This window comes from Thermus islandicus DSM 21543, assembly GCF_000421625.1.
Classification (GTDB): Bacteria; Deinococcota; Deinococci; order Deinococcales; family Thermaceae; genus Thermus; species Thermus islandicus.
Genome location: NZ_ATXJ01000004.1, coordinates 206,075 through 221,135, shown reverse-complemented (window position 1 = coordinate 221,135; position 15,061 = coordinate 206,075). Strand labels below are relative to the sequence as shown.

The 15,061-nt window shown below is 67.4% G+C and carries 18 protein-coding genes; 12 read left to right on the top strand and 6 right to left on the bottom strand.

Going from position 1 to position 15,061, the window contains the following annotated elements; all coding sequences use genetic code 11:
- Window positions 1-8: 8 nt before the first annotated feature.
- The 4 genes from H531_RS0106380 to speD all read right to left on the bottom strand — a co-directional run bounded on the left by H531_RS0106380 (window position 9) and on the right by speD (window position 3,595).
- Window positions 9-965: an ABC transporter permease gene (locus H531_RS0106380; RefSeq protein WP_022798527.1), complete on the bottom strand. Its 957-nt coding sequence runs from the start codon at window positions 963-965 to the stop codon at window positions 9-11.
- Window positions 955-1,878 (bottom strand): ABC transporter ATP-binding protein, encoded by a 924-nt coding sequence (locus H531_RS0106375; protein ID WP_022798526.1) that lies wholly within the window; start codon window positions 1,876-1,878, stop codon window positions 955-957. The genes H531_RS0106380 and H531_RS0106375 overlap by 11 nt, the downstream gene beginning before the upstream one ends.
- A gap of 1 nt (window position 1,879) precedes the next feature.
- On the bottom strand, window positions 1,880-3,025 hold the full coding sequence (locus tag H531_RS0106370) for a COG1470 family protein (protein WP_022798525.1): 1,146 nt from the start codon (window positions 3,023-3,025) through the stop codon (window positions 1,880-1,882).
- Window positions 3,026-3,160: 135 nt separating this feature from the next.
- Entirely contained in the window at window positions 3,161-3,595 is a 435-nt protein-coding gene (gene speD, locus H531_RS0106365) for an adenosylmethionine decarboxylase (RefSeq protein ID WP_028490693.1), read from the bottom strand.
- A 280-nt stretch (window positions 3,596-3,875) separates the two neighbouring features.
- On the opposite strand from speD, the gene sdhC reads away from it, so the two are divergent.
- Genes sdhC through H531_RS0106345 form a run of 4 tightly spaced genes read left to right on the top strand, consistent with a single transcriptional unit; the run spans window position 3,876 to window position 7,068 of the window.
- A complete protein-coding gene (gene sdhC / locus H531_RS0106360) occupies window positions 3,876-4,241 on the top strand; it encodes a succinate dehydrogenase, cytochrome b556 subunit (RefSeq protein ID WP_022798523.1) in 366 nt (121 codons plus the stop codon).
- A complete protein-coding gene (locus tag H531_RS0106355) occupies window positions 4,231-4,626 on the top strand; it encodes a succinate dehydrogenase hydrophobic membrane anchor subunit (protein WP_022798522.1) in 396 nt (131 codons plus the stop codon). The genes sdhC and H531_RS0106355 overlap by 11 nt, the downstream gene beginning before the upstream one ends.
- A 1-nt stretch (window position 4,627) precedes the next feature.
- The gene (gene sdhA / locus H531_RS0106350; protein ID WP_022798521.1) at window positions 4,628-6,361 is read left to right on the top strand and encodes a succinate dehydrogenase flavoprotein subunit; all 1,734 of its coding nucleotides are present in this window, start codon (window positions 4,628-4,630) and stop codon (window positions 6,359-6,361) included.
- Between the two features lie 8 nt (window positions 6,362-6,369).
- A complete protein-coding gene (locus H531_RS0106345; RefSeq protein WP_022798520.1) occupies window positions 6,370-7,068 on the top strand; it encodes a succinate dehydrogenase iron-sulfur subunit in 699 nt (232 codons plus the stop codon).
- Window positions 7,069-7,141: 73 nt separating this feature from the next.
- Here H531_RS0106345 and aspS read toward each other — a convergent pair whose 3' ends face one another.
- Window positions 7,142-8,410, bottom strand: a complete 1,269-nt coding sequence (gene aspS / locus H531_RS0106340; protein WP_028490692.1) for an aspartate--tRNA(Asn) ligase — start codon at window positions 8,408-8,410, stop codon at window positions 7,142-7,144.
- A 281-nt stretch (window positions 8,411-8,691) separates the two neighbouring features.
- On the opposite strand from aspS, the gene tkt reads away from it, so the two are divergent.
- From tkt to H531_RS12880, 8 genes are read left to right on the top strand one after another with little or no spacing between them, the layout of a single operon-like run.
- Complete coding sequence (gene tkt, locus H531_RS0106335; RefSeq protein ID WP_022798518.1) at window positions 8,692-10,647, top strand: transketolase; 1,956 nt, start codon at window positions 8,692-8,694, stop codon at window positions 10,645-10,647.
- A complete protein-coding gene (locus H531_RS0106330) occupies window positions 10,644-11,351 on the top strand; it encodes a 2-phosphosulfolactate phosphatase (protein WP_022798517.1) in 708 nt (235 codons plus the stop codon). The genes tkt and H531_RS0106330 overlap by 4 nt, the downstream gene beginning before the upstream one ends.
- The gene (locus H531_RS0106325) at window positions 11,335-12,144 is read left to right on the top strand and encodes a class II fructose-bisphosphate aldolase (RefSeq protein ID WP_022798516.1); all 810 of its coding nucleotides are present in this window, start codon (window positions 11,335-11,337) and stop codon (window positions 12,142-12,144) included. The genes H531_RS0106330 and H531_RS0106325 overlap by 17 nt, the downstream gene beginning before the upstream one ends.
- Window positions 12,132-12,881 (top strand): HAD-IA family hydrolase, encoded by a 750-nt coding sequence (locus tag H531_RS0106320; RefSeq protein ID WP_022798515.1) that lies wholly within the window; start codon window positions 12,132-12,134, stop codon window positions 12,879-12,881. Before H531_RS0106325 ends, H531_RS0106320 begins: the two co-directional genes overlap by 13 nt.
- Window positions 12,866-13,177, top strand: a complete 312-nt coding sequence (locus tag H531_RS0106315) for a Dabb family protein (protein WP_022798514.1) — start codon at window positions 12,866-12,868, stop codon at window positions 13,175-13,177. The genes H531_RS0106320 and H531_RS0106315 overlap by 16 nt, the downstream gene beginning before the upstream one ends.
- Entirely contained in the window at window positions 13,165-13,437 is a 273-nt protein-coding gene (locus H531_RS0106310) for a hypothetical protein (protein WP_022798513.1), read from the top strand. The genes H531_RS0106315 and H531_RS0106310 overlap by 13 nt, the downstream gene beginning before the upstream one ends.
- Window positions 13,438-13,446: 9 nt before the next feature.
- Window positions 13,447-13,716 (top strand): hypothetical protein, encoded by a 270-nt coding sequence (locus H531_RS0106305; protein WP_022798512.1) that lies wholly within the window; start codon window positions 13,447-13,449, stop codon window positions 13,714-13,716.
- A gap of 4 nt (window positions 13,717-13,720) precedes the next feature.
- On the top strand, window positions 13,721-14,194 hold the full coding sequence (locus H531_RS12880) for a phosphate-starvation-inducible PsiE family protein (protein ID WP_022798511.1): 474 nt from the start codon (window positions 13,721-13,723) through the stop codon (window positions 14,192-14,194).
- Here H531_RS12880 and H531_RS0106295 read toward each other — a convergent pair.
- Window positions 14,139-15,044 carry a LysR family transcriptional regulator gene (locus H531_RS0106295; RefSeq protein WP_022798510.1) on the bottom strand — a complete coding sequence of 302 codons (906 nt, stop codon included), beginning with the start codon at window positions 15,042-15,044 and terminating at the stop codon, window positions 14,139-14,141. The genes H531_RS12880 and H531_RS0106295 overlap by 56 nt on opposite strands.
- Between the last annotated feature and the right edge of the window lie 17 nt (window positions 15,045-15,061).

Sequence of the window (15,061 nt, the reverse complement as noted above, 5' to 3'; positions counted from 1 at the left end):
CCCCGGGGCTAGGCCCTGACCTCCTGCCGCTGGAAGGTCACGTAGGCCAGGGTGAAGAGGAGGACGGCCAGGGCGAAGAGGCCGGTGAGCTGAGGCCAGATGAGGAGGAGGCTCTGGAAGAGGGGCAGGGGGGTGCCCAGGACCGCCCCCTCCAGCTGGGTGATGAGGATGGGGCCCAAGGAGCGCACCGCCGGGTTCAGGATGGCGGTGAGGGCCTCGGCGTAAAGGGTGTTGGGGGAGAGGCGGGAGATCCAGAGGGCCAGGTTGGCCTGCCTGAGCTGGCTTTCCGGATCCAAGGGGTCGGCCTGGAGCAGAAGGGCGCCGGCCACGAGTTCGGTGAGGATGGGGAAGAAAATGGCAAAGAAGAGCCAGACGCCGATGGCGGCCAAGGCGGCGGTGGCGGGCTGGCGGAAGAGCACGGAAAAGAGGAGGGCCACGGCCAGCCAGACCCCCGCGTAGGCCAGGGTGGCCAGAAGGAAGAAGAGGATGCGGGCCACCTCCTCCCCGCCCGGGGGTACCCCCAGGGTGAAGAGGCCGAGGCCGAGGACCAGGAGGAGGAGGGCCAGGAGGAGGACCCCCATGGTGCCGAGCCCCGCGAGGAACTTGCCGAAGAGCAGGGCGTCCCGGTAGATGGGCTGGGAGAGGACCCGGGAGAGGGTGCCCCGGGCGTACTCCCCGTTCACCGCGTCAAAGGCCAAGGCGATGGCCGCCAGGGGCACGAAGAAGGAGAGGAAGCCCACGAAGGAGGGCAGGGGATCCTGGGCGGTGGTGAGGAGCTTGAGGTAGAGGTAGGGGTCCTCCCCCACGGTCTGGCGCAGGGTCTGGGTGCCCGTGTACACGGCGGCCAGGGCGGAGAGGAGGATGAGGCCCTCGAGGATGCGCATCCGAAGGCCGGAAAGGTGGTCGGCCATCTCCTTGAAGAAGACGGCCCAGAGACCGGTCCAGGGGGAACCCTCACGCCGCATGGGCCACCTCCTTGAAGTAGCGGGCGTAGACCTCATCCAGGCTGGGCCGCCTCAGGGCGAGGCCCAAAAGCTCCCCCTGCGCCACCGCCACCCGGGCGAGGGCGGGGCGCACGTCCTTGGTGGCCAGCACCCGGTAGCGGCCCCCTTCCGCCTCCACCCGGGTCACCCCCTCCACGGCCTGGAAGGAGGCCTGCAGGCCGGGGCTCGCCTCCACCAGGATCTCGTACCCTCCCCCGAGGACCCGGGCGGCCAGCTCCTCCACCGTGCCCAAAAGGGCCAGGCGCCCCTTGTGGAAAAGCCCCACCCGGTCGCAGATCTCCTGCACCTGGTGGAGAAGGTGGCTGGAGAGGAGGACGGTGATCCCTTCCCCCTTGAGGCCCTTGATGAGCCCCAGGAACTCCCGGGCCGCCTCGGGGTCCAGGCCCAGGGTGGGCTCGTCCAGGATGGCGACCCGGGGCCTTTTGAGGAGGACCTCCGCCAGCCCCAGGCGCTGGCGCATGCCCCGGCTGAAGGCGGCCACCTTCCGGTCCCTCACCTCCCAAAGCCCCATGCGCTTCAGGACCTCCTCCATGCGGGCCTTGGCCTCGCCCTCGGAGAGGCCTAAAAGCCGGGTGGTGTAGCGCAGGTTCTCCCAGGCGGTGAGCTCCCCGTAGAACCCCACCTGGTCGGGGAGGTAGCCCACCCGGGCCTTCACCCGTAAGGGCTCCCGCATGGGGTCTAGGCCCAGCACCCGGGCCTCCCCCGAGGTGGGCTCGGTGAGGCCCAGGAGCATGAGGATGGTGGTGGTCTTCCCCGAGCCGTTCGGGCCGAGGAGGCCGAAGACCTCCCCCTCCTCCACCTCGAGGTGGAGGTCCTCTACCGCCACCACGCGCCCGTAGCGCTTGGTGAGCCCCCGGGTCTGGATGACCGCCATGCTACCTCCGGCCAAAGCGGTTCACGGCGAAGCCCAGGACCAGGAGGGCCACGGCCATCAGGCCGATCCCCACCAGGCCCCAGAGGGTGGAGCGCACCACCGTGGCCCGGTAGTCCAGGCTGGCGGAGACGCCCTCGTCCCCCGACAGGGAAAGGGTGACCATGTAGTCCCCCGTCACGGCCTTGGGGGAGGGCTTGATGCGGGCCGTGACCTCGGCCTCTTTCCCCGGCTCCAGCACCTCCAGCTTGTCGGGCTCAAACTTGACCTCCCAGCCCGAGGGTTCTGCGGCGCTGAAGGAAAGGTTCTTGGCCGGGGCGCTCCCCTGGTTCTTCACCACGAGCTTAAGGGGGTTTTCCCGCCCCGCGGTCACCTGGCCTGAGAGGCGCCCCTCCTTGGTGGTGAAGGAGACCTCGGGGCGGCCCGTGACCTGGAGGGTGAGCCCGAGCTCCGCCTTGGCCTCCCCGGCCACCGCCCGGAGGGTGATGCCGTAGGCGTCCGCCTTGGTGTCCTTGGGCAGGGAGACCTCCACGTCCAGGTCCTTGCTCTCCCCGGCCTTGATGGGCAGGCTGGTGACCTGCTGGCTGCCGAAGGCAGGGGTGAAGGTGACCTGGAAGCCCTTGGGCGCCTCGTACTCCAGGGAGACCAGGAGGTCGCGGTCGGACTCGTTCTTAAGGGTTACCCGGTAGCGGAAGGAGCTGGTGGGCGGGCCCTTGAGGACGGGGAGCTCGGCCTCGAGGGAGAGCCGCTGGGGCAGGCCCTGGCCCACCACCAGGGCGATGGGGAGGGTGGCCGTCTGCCCCAGACCCTCGGCCCGCACCAGGAAGCGGTAGGTGCCGGGCTTGACCTCCTTGGGCGGCTGGAGGCGGAGGGTGAGGCTGGCCTCCCCGTCCGGGGCCAGGTAGACCGCCCGGACCAGCCGCCCTCCCCCGATGAGGCTGGCCTGCCAGCCCGGGGGCGCCTCCGCCACGGCCAGGCGTACCACCCCAGGGGGCAGGCCGTGGTTTTTCACGGTGAGGGTGAGGCTCACGCTCTCCCCGGGCTGGACCCCCATCTCCGGGTAGGGGGTACCTAGGGAAAGGCCGCGGAAGCTTTGGGCCGAAGCCACGCCCAGCGCCAAGAGGACCAGCGTCACTAGCTTGCGCACCATACCCAGGCCTCCTCCATCAAGGCTAGGCAGGAACGATGAGCCGGAAATGAAAACCTTCGGACGCCAAGCGTCCGAACCTGGATCTCGCCACGGGCCACCCCTGGTTTCGCCCATGGGCGCCCCCTTTGGGAGGCCTTAGCCCACCCGGGCCTCGAGGTATTCCCGTTCCCCCAGGACGATGGCTCGGGCCAGGTCGGGGTCCTTGGGGAACTCCTTGCCCCGGTGGATCATGTAGGTCTCGTAGCGGCCGATCTCAAAGACCCCGGCTACCTTCTGCAGGGCTTTGGCCACGTCAAAGGCCTTGCAGGAGAAGATGTCAATGGAGAGGAAGCGCTTCTTGGGGAAGGTGTGGATGGCGATGTGGCTTTCGGCGATGATCACCACCCCGGTAATCCCCTCCTCCCCGTCCGGGCCGTAGCTGTAGACGAAGGGAGGAAGGACCTTGGTCATCCCCATCTCCTCGGGGAGCTCGTCCAGGACGCGCCGCACCAGCTCGGCGTCGCGGAGCTTCTCGGGGTTGGCGTCGTAGCCGTCCACCATCAGGTGAGGGCCGAATCCAAAGAGTTCCACCACGACCACCTCCTTCCCGTGCCCCCCGGGGTATCCCCTGCGGCACGCCCCCCATTATGCCCCCCCCTCCCCCCCCTGTCAATACCTTGTCCTGGTGCGGGAATCCCCCCTTGCCTTTCCCGGGGGGCCCCCGGGAAGGGGGGCTGGGGGAGCCCTCGGCGATTTTTCCCTACTGGCGCAAGCTAAATACGGGAAGGGGGTATGTGGGGGCCTTTGTGGTCCCGGATAACCGTTAGCGGCCTGGGGAGGGTGGTATCATGGGGCCTGGCAAGGAGGTGACATGTACCGGGGAAGAGAAGGGCAGTGGGCCTTTTACCTGCACCGGATCTCGGGCCTGGGCATCCTGGTCTTCCTCATGCTCCACGTGGCCAACATCAGTAGCGCCATGTGGGGGCCGGAGGTGTCCAACGCCTTCATGAAGTTCTACCACCAGCCCGTGTTCCAGGTGGGCCTCCTCATCCTCATCGCAGGGGTGCTCTACCACGGGTTCAACGGCCTAAGGATCATCCTCATGGACTTTACCTCCTGGGGGGTGCGCTATCAGCGGCAACTTTGGTACGCGGCCTGGGTTCTTTTCGTGATCTTCTACCTGCCCTTCCTCGTCAAGATCGGGGGTGGGATCCTAGGAGGCGGCCATGGCGATTAAGTCCAGGCGCTACGAGGAGGCCAGGCTGGAGGCCAGCACCAACCTGGAGCTCTACTGGTGGGTCTTCATGCGCATCTCCGGGGTGGTCCTGGTCTTCCTCCTCATCGGCCACATGTGGATGAACGCCATCCTGGTGGACCTGAACCGGATTGACTACGACTACGTGGCCAGGAGACTTTCCCAGACCACCTGGAAGGTCTACGACTGGCTCATCCTGGCCTTGGCCTTCCTCCATGGGGGAAACGGGCTTCGCTATGTGCTGGACGACTGGGTGCGGCACCCGGTGAGGCGCTTTTGGACCAAGGTGGTGGTCTACAGCCTCATCGCTTTTCTCTTCTTCCTGGGTAGCCTGGCCCTTTTCAACCACGACTTTGGGGTGAGGTGACATGGCGCACAGGCACGAGGTCATCGTGGTGGGCGCAGGGGGAGCGGGCTTGGCCACCGCCCTCTATGCGGCCAGGGAAGGGGCGGACGTGGCCGTGGTCTCCAAGCTCTACCCCACGCGAAGCCATACCGGGGCGGCCCAGGGCGGGATAGGGGCCGCCCTCGGCAACGTGGAGGAGGACCACTGGGAGTGGCACATGTTTGACACGGTCAAGGGGGGGGACTACCTCACAGACCAGGACGCCGCCGAGGTCTTCGCCAAGGAGGTCATTGAGGCGGTGATTGAGCTGGAGCACATGGGCCTCCCCTTTGACCGGCTCCCTAACGGCAAGATCGCCCAGCGCCGCTTCGGCGGGCACACCAAGGACTGGGGCAAGGCCCCCGTCCACCGGGCGGCCCACGCTGCGGACCGCACCGGGCACATGATCCTCCAGACCCTTTACCAGCAGTGCGTCAAACACAACATCACCTTCTACAACGAGTTCCATGTGACCGACGTGATCCTGGTGGACGGCGTGGCCCGGGGCCTGGTGGCGTATGAGCTGGCCACCGGCGAGCTTCACCTCTTTGAGGCCAAGGCCATCGTCATCGCCTCGGGGGGGTTCGGCCGCATCTACAAGGTGACCTCCAACGCCTACACCCTCACGGGGGACCTCCAGGCCATCCTCTACCGCAAGGGGCTTCCCCTCGAGGACATGGAGTTCTACCAGTTCCACCCCACGGGGCTTTTCCCCTTGGGCATCCTCCTCACGGAGGGCGCCCGGGGCGAGGGGGGGATTTTGCGCAACGCCCTTGGGGAGCGCTTCATGGAGCGTTACGCCCCCACCATCAAGGACCTGGCCCCCAGGGACCTCGTCTCCCGGGCGATGTACTTGGAGGTGCGGGAGGGGCGGGGCTGCGGCCCGAAGAAGGACCACGTTCTCCTGGACCTCACCCACCTGCCCCCCGAGGTCATTGAGAAGAAGCTGCCCGACATCAGCGAGTTCAGCCGCATCTACCTGGGGGTGGACCCCAGAAAGGAGCCCGTCCCGGTGATGCCCACCGCCCACTACGCCATGGGGGGGATCCCCACCACCCTCTGGGGGGAGGTGATCCGGGACGAGAAGAACACCGTGGTCCCCGGGCTTTACGCCGCCGGGGAGGCGGCCTGCGTGAGCCTCCATGGGGCGAACCGCTTGGGGACGAACTCCCTGGGGGACCTCGTGGTTTTTGGCCGGCGGGCGGGGATTCACGCCGCCCGTTTTGCCAAGGATCAGGACTACCTGGAGCTCACCGAGGAACACCTGGGGGAAAGCCGGGAGCGGATTGAGCGCATCAAGAACTCCACCGGCAAGGAGAAGGTGGCCCAGCTCCGGGCCGAGCTCCAGCAGTCCATGATGGACCACGCCTCCGTCTTCCGCACCGGGGAGCTCCTTAAGAAGCAGGTGGAGGTCCTCAAGGAGCTCATGGACCGGTACCAGCGGATCGCCATTGACGACAAGGGGGACGCCTACAACACCGAGCTCGTGGAGGCGCTGGAGCTCGGGTACCTCCTCGAGGTTTCCGAGGCCCTGGTGCACTCGGCCCTGAACCGCACCGAGTCCCGGGGGGCCCACGCCCGGGAGGACTACCCCGAGCGGGACGATCAGAACTGGCTCAAGCACACCCTGGCCTACAAGGTGGGGGACGGCAAAGTCTCTTTCCGCTACAAGCCCGTGGTCCTGGGCCGCTTTGAGCCCCGGGCCCGGACCTACTAGGAGGCAGCATGCAGGTGACCCTCAAGATCCTCCGCTTTGACCCCGCCAAGGACGCGCGGCCCCGCTGGCAGACCTTTCAGGTGGAAGCCGAGCCCTGGGACCGGGTCCTGGACCTCCTGCACAAGGTGAAGGGGGAGCAAGACGGCACCCTGGCCTTCCGGCGAAGCTGCGGCCACGGGATCTGCGGCTCCGACGCCATGCTCATCAACGGCAGAAACCGCCTGGCCTGCAAGACCCTGGTCAAGGACCTGGGAAGCGTGATCACCGTGGAGCCCATCCGGGGCCTCCCCGTGGAGAAGGACCTCATCGTGGACATGGAGCCCTTCTTCGCCGCCTACCGGGCGGTGAAGCCCTTCCTGATCAACGACGAGCCCCCGCCCGAGAGGGAAAGGCTCCAGTCCCCCCAGGAAAGGGAGCGGTTTGATCCCGGCACCAAGTGCATCCTCTGCGCCGCCTGCACCACGAGCTGCCCGGTTTTCTGGACCAACGGGACCTACCTCGGCCCCGCGGCCATCGTCCAAGCCCACCGCTTCCTCTTTGACTCCCGGGACCGGGGCAAAAGGGAGCGCTTCAAGGCCCTGGCCTCGGCAAGCGGGGTCTGGCGCTGCCGCACCGCCTTCAACTGCACCGAGGCCTGCCCCCGGGAGATTCCCGTGACCCAGCTCATTGAGGAGGTCAAGCGGGAGATCCTCTTTGACCGCTTCTAGGGACGGCCGAAGCCCCCGCCCTGGCCCTGCTGGGGCGGGGCTCGGTTCCCCCGCGCGCCCGCATGGGGGGGTCTTAGGGCGTGAGCCGGTGGCGGTCCCGGGGGAAGGCCCGGGCGTAGCGGACGTTGGGGAGGCCCAGAAGTTTCTGGGTAAGCCTCTCCGCCCCGATGGCGAAGCCGCCGTGGGGGGGCATCCCGTACTTGAAGACCTCGAGGTACCCCTGGAAGCCCTCGGGGTCCATCCCCTTGGCCTTTAGGCTCTCCAAGAGCTCCTCGTATCGGTGGATCCGCTGGCCCCCGGAGGTGATCTCCAGGCCGCGGAAAAGGAGGTCAAAGCTCCGGGTGGTGCCGTCCTCCTCGGGATGGGTATAAAAGGGGCGCAGGGCCCGCGGGTAGCGGGTGACGAAGAGCCAGTCGGAGCCAAAGCGGGCCTTGGCGTACTCCCCGAGGAGCCGCTCGGCCTCCTCGGAGAGGTCCTGGCCCACGGGGTAGCCGAGCTCCTCCTTGAGGACCCTCCTGGCCTCGGCGTGGGTCAGGCGGGGAATGTCCTTGGGGGGGGAGGGCCAGTCGGCCCCCAGCAAGGCGGCCTCCCTTCCCGCGCTCGTTTGGGCCTCTTCCAGCATCTCCTGGAGAAGCTCCTCCTCTAGGCGCATGAGGTCTTCCTCGCTCTCTATGAAGCCCATCTCCACGTCCAGGGAGAGGTACTCGTTCAGGTGGCGGCTGGTGTTGTGCTCCTCCATCCGCCACACCGGGGCCACCTCGTAAACCCGTTCAAACACCCCTACCAGGATCTGCTTGTAGAGCTGGGGGGATTGGGCGAGGTAGGCCCGCTTCTCAAAGTAGTCCACCCCGAAGAGGCCAGAGCCCCCTTCCGCCCCGGCCCGCACCACCTTTGGGGTGAAGACCTCGGTGAAGCCCTGGCGGTCCAGGTAGCGGCGGAAGCCCCGCACCAGGGCGGCCTGGACCTTGAGGGGGGCGCGGGCCTTTTCCCCCCTTAAGGTCACGTAGCGGTACTCCAGGAGGGTTTCGGGGTTGGCCCGCCACTCCTCCTTGGGGATCTCCACCGGGGTGGGCTCCAGGGCAGGGGAGAGGACCTCCACCTCCTCCGCCAGGACCTCGAGGCCCCCCGGGGCCTTGGGGTTTTCCACCACTCTGCCCCGCACCCTTAAGGAGGACTCGGGAAGGGGAAGCTTTAGGCCCCCGGAGACCACCTGGACCACCCCGCTTCGGTCCCGGACGAGGAGGAACTGCACCTTTCCCAGGTCCCTTCGCCAGTGTAAAAACCCCAAGATCTCCACTTCCTGGCCCGTGTGCTCCCTGAGTTCGCTCACTAGAACGCGCATCCTTACCTCCTTAAGCCGAGCCCCCCCGGCCAAGGGCTGCCGGGGGGGCGGAAGCCTGGCCCCCCTCTTAGGCGTCATTGCGGGAGTAAGGCCACATGTTGGGCCCCAGTCTAGGGGCTCGGGCCCCTAGGGTCAAGCCCTCCTCCCCCTGGCCTCGGGGTATAGTCTTCCCCCGGGGCCAAAGCCCCTTGAGGGGCGGGTTTTCCATAAGCCCCCCTTTATGCCCGGAGGTCCGGGCCTGCCTTGTGCCCGGCTTCACGGGAGGCTAGCCTGGAGGGAAGATGACCCAGACCCAGGACCTCACCGCCCTTTCGGTGAACGCCATCCGCTTTCTGGCTGTGGACGCTGTGGAAAAGGCCAAAAGCGGCCACCCCGGGATGCCCATGGCCATGGCGCCTTTGGCCTACCTCCTCTTCCGGGAGGTCATGCGCCACAACCCCCTGGACCCCAGCTGGCCCGACCGGGACCGGTTTGTCCTCTCGGCGGGGCACGGTTCCATGCTCCTCTACGCCGTCCTCCACCTCACGGGCTACGACCTTCCCCTGGAGGAGCTAAAGCGCTTCCGCCAGTGGGGCTCCAAGACCCCGGGCCACCCCGAGCGCGGCCACACCCCGGGCGTGGAGGTGACCACGGGGCCTTTGGGCCAGGGAATCTCCACCGCCGTGGGCCTGGCCCTGGCGGAAAGGAAGCTCGCCGCCGAGTTCAACCGCCCCGGGCACACCGTGGTGGACCACTACACCTACGTCCTGGCCTCGGACGGAGACCTGATGGAGGGGGTTTCCGGGGAGGCGGCCTCCCTGGCGGGGCACTGGGGGCTTTCCAAGCTCATCGTCTTCTGGGACGACAACCGCATCTCCATTGACGGCCCCACCGGCCTCGCCTTCACCGAGGATGTCCTCGGGCGCTACCGGGCCTACGGGTGGCAGACCCTAAGGGTGGAGGACGCCAACGACCTAGACGCCCTCCGCCATGCCCTAAGGCTCGCCAAGCTGGACGAGCGGCCCACCTTGATTGCTGTGCGGAGCCACATCGGCTTTGGCTCCCCCAAGCAGGACTCCCACAAGGCCCACGGGGAGCCCTTGGGGCCCGAGGCGGTGGAGGCCACCCGCAAGCGCCTTGCCTGGCCCTATCCCCCCTTCGCGGTGCCGGAGGAGGTCTACCGCCACATGGACCAGCGGGAAAGGGGAAGGGCGCTTCAGGAGGACTGGGAGCGGCGCCTTAAGGCCTACGCTCGGGAGTACCCGGACCTGTACCAGGAGCTTATGCGGCGCCTTCAAGGGGAGCTTCCCCCCCTTCCCGAGGAACCCCCGGTCTTTGACAAGCCCGTGGCCACCCGGGCGGCGAGCGGCCGGGTCCTAAGCGTCCTCGTCCCCCGTCTGCCGGAGCTTCTTGGGGGAAGTGCCGACCTTACCCCTTCCAACAACACCCAGGCCGAGGGCATGGAGGGCTTCTCCCGGGGGAACCCTTTGGGCCGCTATCTGCACTTCGGCGTGCGGGAGCACGCCATGGGGGCGATCCTGAACGGGCTCAACCTCCACGGGGGGTACCGGGCCTACGGGGGAACCTTCCTGGTCTTCTCCGACTACATGCGCCCCGCCCTCCGCCTCGCCGCCCTCATGGGTACCCCCACGGTCTATGTCTTCACCCACGACTCCATCGCCCTGGGCGAGGACGGCCCCACCCACCAGCCCGTGGAGCACCTCATGAGCCTTCGGGCCATGCCGACCTTCTGGGTGATCCGGCCTGCCGATGCCTACGAGACCTTCTACGCCTGGCAGGTGGCCCTAAAGCGCAAGGAGGGCCCCACCGCCCTCGTCCTCACCCGCCAGGCGGTGCCCCTCCTCTCCCCGGAGAAGGCCAAGGGGCTTTTGCGGGGAGGCTATGTGCTGGAGGACGCCGAGGAGCCCCAAGGGGTTCTCGTGGCCACGGGGAGCGAGGTGCACCTGGCCCTGAAGGCCAGGGCCCTCCTCCTGGAGAGGGGGGTGCGGGTGCGGGTGGTGAGCCTGCCCTCCTTTGAGCTCTTTGAGGCCCAGCCCGAGGCCTACCGCCACGAGGTCCTTCCCCCGGGGCTTCCGGTGGTGGCGGTGGAGGCCGGGGCGACCCTGGGCTGGGAGCGGTATGCAAAGAAGGTGGTGGGCCTGGACCGCTTCGGGGCGAGCGCCCCCTATCCCGAGGTCTACGAGCGGCTGGGCTTCACCCCCGAGCGGGTGGCGGAGGCTTTGGCCGAGCTCCTATGAGGTTCTGGGTGGACCCCCTCCCGCGCCCTGGGGCCTACGCCGGGGTGGTCGTTGTGGTGGACGTGATCCGGGCCACCACCACCGCAGCGGCCTACCTTAGGGCCGGGGCCCGGGCCTTGGTATTGGCCCCTTCCCTCGAGGCCGCCCGGGCCCTAAAGGGCAGGGAGGAGGTTCTGGCCGGGGAGGTGGGGGGGCTTAGGCCCCCGGGGTTTGACCTGGGAAACTCCCCGAGGGAGGTGGCTGGCCTCGAGGGTCGGACCGTGGTCATGGCCACCACCAACGGCACCCGGGCTGCCCACGCCGTCCGGGGGGCCCGGGCCATCCTTCTGGGAAGCCTGCAAAACGCCACCGCTGTGGCCCAGGAGGCCGCCCGCTTGGGGGAGGAGGTCGCCTTGGTGTGCGCGGGCAGGGAAGGCCGGGTGGCCTTGGACGACCTCTACACCGCAGGCATCATCGGTAAGCGCCTCCAGGAGAGGGGCTTCCGGCCTATGGGGGATGGGGCTGTCCTTGCCCTCCTTCTCACCCATCAACCCCCCTTGGAGGTTTTACAAGCATCCGAAGCCGCCTTGGCCCTGCGGGAGGTGGGGCTTTCGGCGGACGTGGAGGCGTGCGCACGGGTGGACGCCCATGGGGTGGTGCCCCTTTATGCGGGGTTCCGCGGGGAGGGCATGGTCTTCCGGAGGGCCGATGCTCAGGAGCCTTAGGGAGGTCCTTCCCGAACGGGGCCGGGCCGTGGCCGCTTTTGACGTGGTGGGCCTGGAGTGGGCCGAGGCGGTTTTGGAAGCGGCGGAGGCCCTAGGGGTGCCGGTGATCCTCAGCGTGGCCCCTCACCTGGGGGGGGCCCCTCTGGGGGCCCTGGCCCCCGGGCTTCGCTACCTGGGGGAGTCGGCCCGGGTTCCCGTGGCGCTCCATCTGGACCACGGGGAAAGCCTCGCCCAGATCGCGGAGGCCCTCCGCCTGGGCTTCACCGGCGTGATGCTGGACGCAAGCCACCTGCCCTTGGAGGAGAACCTCCGCCTTACCCGCTTGGCGGTGGAGGTGGCCCGGGCCTTTGGGGCCGGGGTGGAGGGGGAGGTGGGGGTGGTGCCGGGGCATTACGGCGCCCAGGGGGAGGAAGGGGAGGCCCAGCCCCTCTACACGGACCCGGAGGAGGCCCGCCGCTTTTGGGAAGCTACCGGGGTGGACGCCTTGGCGGTGAGCGTGGGTACCCGGCACGGGTTCTACAAGGGACCCGTGCGCCTGAACCTTCCCCTCCTGGAGGAGCTTTCCGCTTTACCCGTGGCCTTGGTGTTGCACGGGGCCTCGGGGCTTTCCCCGCAGGAGTACCGGGCCCTCATCGCCCGGGGGATCCGCAAGATCAACCTCTACGCCGACCTGGCCCTCGAGGCCGCCCGGGCTCTAAAGGAGGCCCAGGGGGCGTACTTGGAGCTTATGGCGGGAATGAAGGAGGCCCTCAAGGGGCTGGCCATGGCCAGGATGCGCCTATGGTGGGGCTGAAGGCGTTGGTTTGGGATCTGGACGGCACCCTGGCGGAGACGGAGGAGGTCCACCGGGCGGCCTTCAACCGGGCGTTCGCCGAGATGGGCCTGCCCCTTTTTTGGGACCAAGACCTGTACCGCTCCCTCCTGGAGACCACCGGGGGCAAGGAGCGCATCGCCCGCTTCCTCCAGGGTTGCCAAGGCTGCCCCCCTCTTTCCCCCGAGGAGATCGCCCGCGTGCACCGCCGCAAGAACGAGCTCTTCGCCGAGCTCCTGGCGCAGGGTGTGGCCCTGAGGCCTGGGGTGTCTCGGCTCCTTTGGGAGGCCAAAGGGGCAGGGCTTAGGTTGGCCCTGGCCACCACCACCAGCCCGGAAAACGCCCACGCTTTCCTGGCGCGTACCGGCCTAGAGGGGGTGTTTGACCTGGTTTTGGCAGGGGATGTGGTTCCCCGGAAAAAGCCCGACCCCGCCATCTACCTCCTCGCCCTAAAGCGCCTGGAGTTGGCCCCTCGGGAGGCTTTGGCCCTGGAGGATTCCCGCAATGGCCTTCTCGCTGCCTCGGGGGCCGGGCTTCCCGTCCTGGTCACCCCGGGGCTTTATACCGCCCACCAAGACTTTTCCGAGGCCCAGGCGGTCCTCACCCACCTGGGAGAGCCGGGAAGGCCCGGGCGGGTGCTCCAGGGTCCCCGGCAGGGGCAGGCACTGGTGGCGGACCTGGCGTATCTGGAGGAGGTGAGAGGGTGGTGGAGCACCTGATCGTGTTCAACGCGGAAGCCTCCCGTGAGGAGGTCTTGCGCATGGCCGAGGAGGCCAAGGAGGTCCTGCTTCGCATTCCCGGGGTGGTGGGGCTTCGCTTTGGGGAGGCCCTTTTGCCAGGGGTTCGTTACCGCTACTTTATCTCCGTTCTCTTTTCTGGGCCCGAGGTGGTGGAACGCTACCGGGACCACCCCCTGCACGTGGACTTCGCCGACCGGGTCTTTCGCCCCATGGCCAAGGACCGCCTCACCACCGATTACCAGGTGGTCCTGGAGGTGCCCCCATGCGGGAGATGAGCTACCGGGAGGCGGAGGAGAAGGCCCTCAAGGTGTTGGCGGACGGGATGGGGGAGGCCTTGGTCCTAGAGGGGGAAGGGGGATTTTATGCCCTTTACTACCTCTTCGGCCTCTACGGTCTCAGGGCGCCTCACCCTGAGGAAACGCCCGACTGGGTGGAGGGCCCGAAGCCTTCGCCCGAAGGCTTTCGCGACCCCTACGACCAGGCGCGGTGGCTGGAGGAGAACGGCTACCACCTTTTCATCAATGAGTCTAAGTAAGGAGGGGGTATGGAGTACGATGAGCTGCCCTTCGCTAAGGCAAAGGCCATGGCAGTAAAGGTGCTAGAGGACGGGTATGGGGACGCCGTGGTGCTGAAGGACGAGCGGGGTTTTTATGCCCTTTATTATTTCTACGGCTTCCAGTCCCCGCCCCCCGCCGCCCTGCCCCATTGGATGGAGGGACCCAAGTCCGATCTTTCCGAGGTGCGTTCCCCCTACGAGATGAAGCGCTTTCTGGAAGAGCACGGGGAGATGAATTACCTGAACGATGTAGACTGACGGGATGAGAGGGACCGCTTTGCGCATCCTTCAGGCCACGGAGACGATCATCTACCTCTTCGCCGGGTTCCTGATCGCTGCGGGAGCTGCCCTCCTCCTCCTCACCACCCTGACGGAGGGGATCCAGCACTTTTGGCAGGGGGACTATGGAAGGGTGGCCTTGGGGCTTTTGGACCGCGTGCTCCTCTCCCTGATGCTGGCGGAGATCCTCTACACCTTGGTTCGCTTTGCCCGGGAAGGGGGCCTCGAGGCCACGCCTTTCCTGGTCATCGGCATCATCGCGGCCATCCGCCGGGTGCTGGTCCTAACCGCTGAGGCACTGGAGAAGTTTGACCTCAAAGAGCCCGCCTTTCTGGCGGCCTTGGCCGAGCTTGGCCTCCTCGCATTCATGGTGCTGGCCTTTGCCCTGGCCATACGCTGGGTCAGGCCCGTAGGAGGTCAATCAAAGCCTGGGCTGCGGGATTCGTCACCGCCTTAGGGTGGACCAGCCAGAAGTAACGCCGGATCTCGCCCACCGGCGGGGCAAGCCTGAGGGCCCTGAGGTTCCCCACCTTCAGGTTGGGCTGGACCACCACCCGGCTCACGATGCCCACCCCTGCGCCCGCCATCACCAGCCGCTTGGTGACCTCGTTGTTGTCCGTGTAAAAGGTGGGGTTTAACTCCAACCCCGCCTGTTCAAAGGCCCTTTCCAGCACCCGCCAGGTCATGGAGCCCGGTTTGCGCACCACCAGGGTTTCCTCCCTCAGCCATTCGGGGGGCACCCCTTCCCGGGCTGCCCAAGGATGTTCCGGGGGCACGATGAGCACCAGCTCGTCCTCGTAGAAGAGGTGGCGCTCGTACCCCTCCCACCGCTCCACCCCTTCCAGGACGGCTAGCTCCAGCTCGCCAAGCCGGAGGCGCTCTGCCAGGCGCTCGGAGCTTCCGCTTTCCACGTGGACCCGCACCCCGGGGTGGGCCTCGTGGAACTTCTTGAGGAAAAGGGGGAGGACGTAGGTGGCCATGGTGGTAGCAGCCCCCAGGGTTACCTCGCCCAGCTCCAGCCGCCCCATGGCCTGGGAAATGCGCTGGAACTCCTCCAGGGCCTGCACCACCCGCCGGGCCTCGGGGAGCAGGGCCTCTCCTACCCGGGTGAGGACCAAGTGCCGTCCCTGCCGTTCAAAGAGGGGATGGCCTACCTGTTCCTCCAGGGTCCGCAGGTACTGGCTTACCGCGGGCTGGGTGATCCCCAGGGCCAAGGCCGCCCGGCCCACTCCCCCCTCCGCCACCACCGTCACGAAGACCCGTAATGCGGCAGGGTTCGGGAGTTTAGCGCCTTTGGATATGAGCATGTGCTTATAGTAAATGG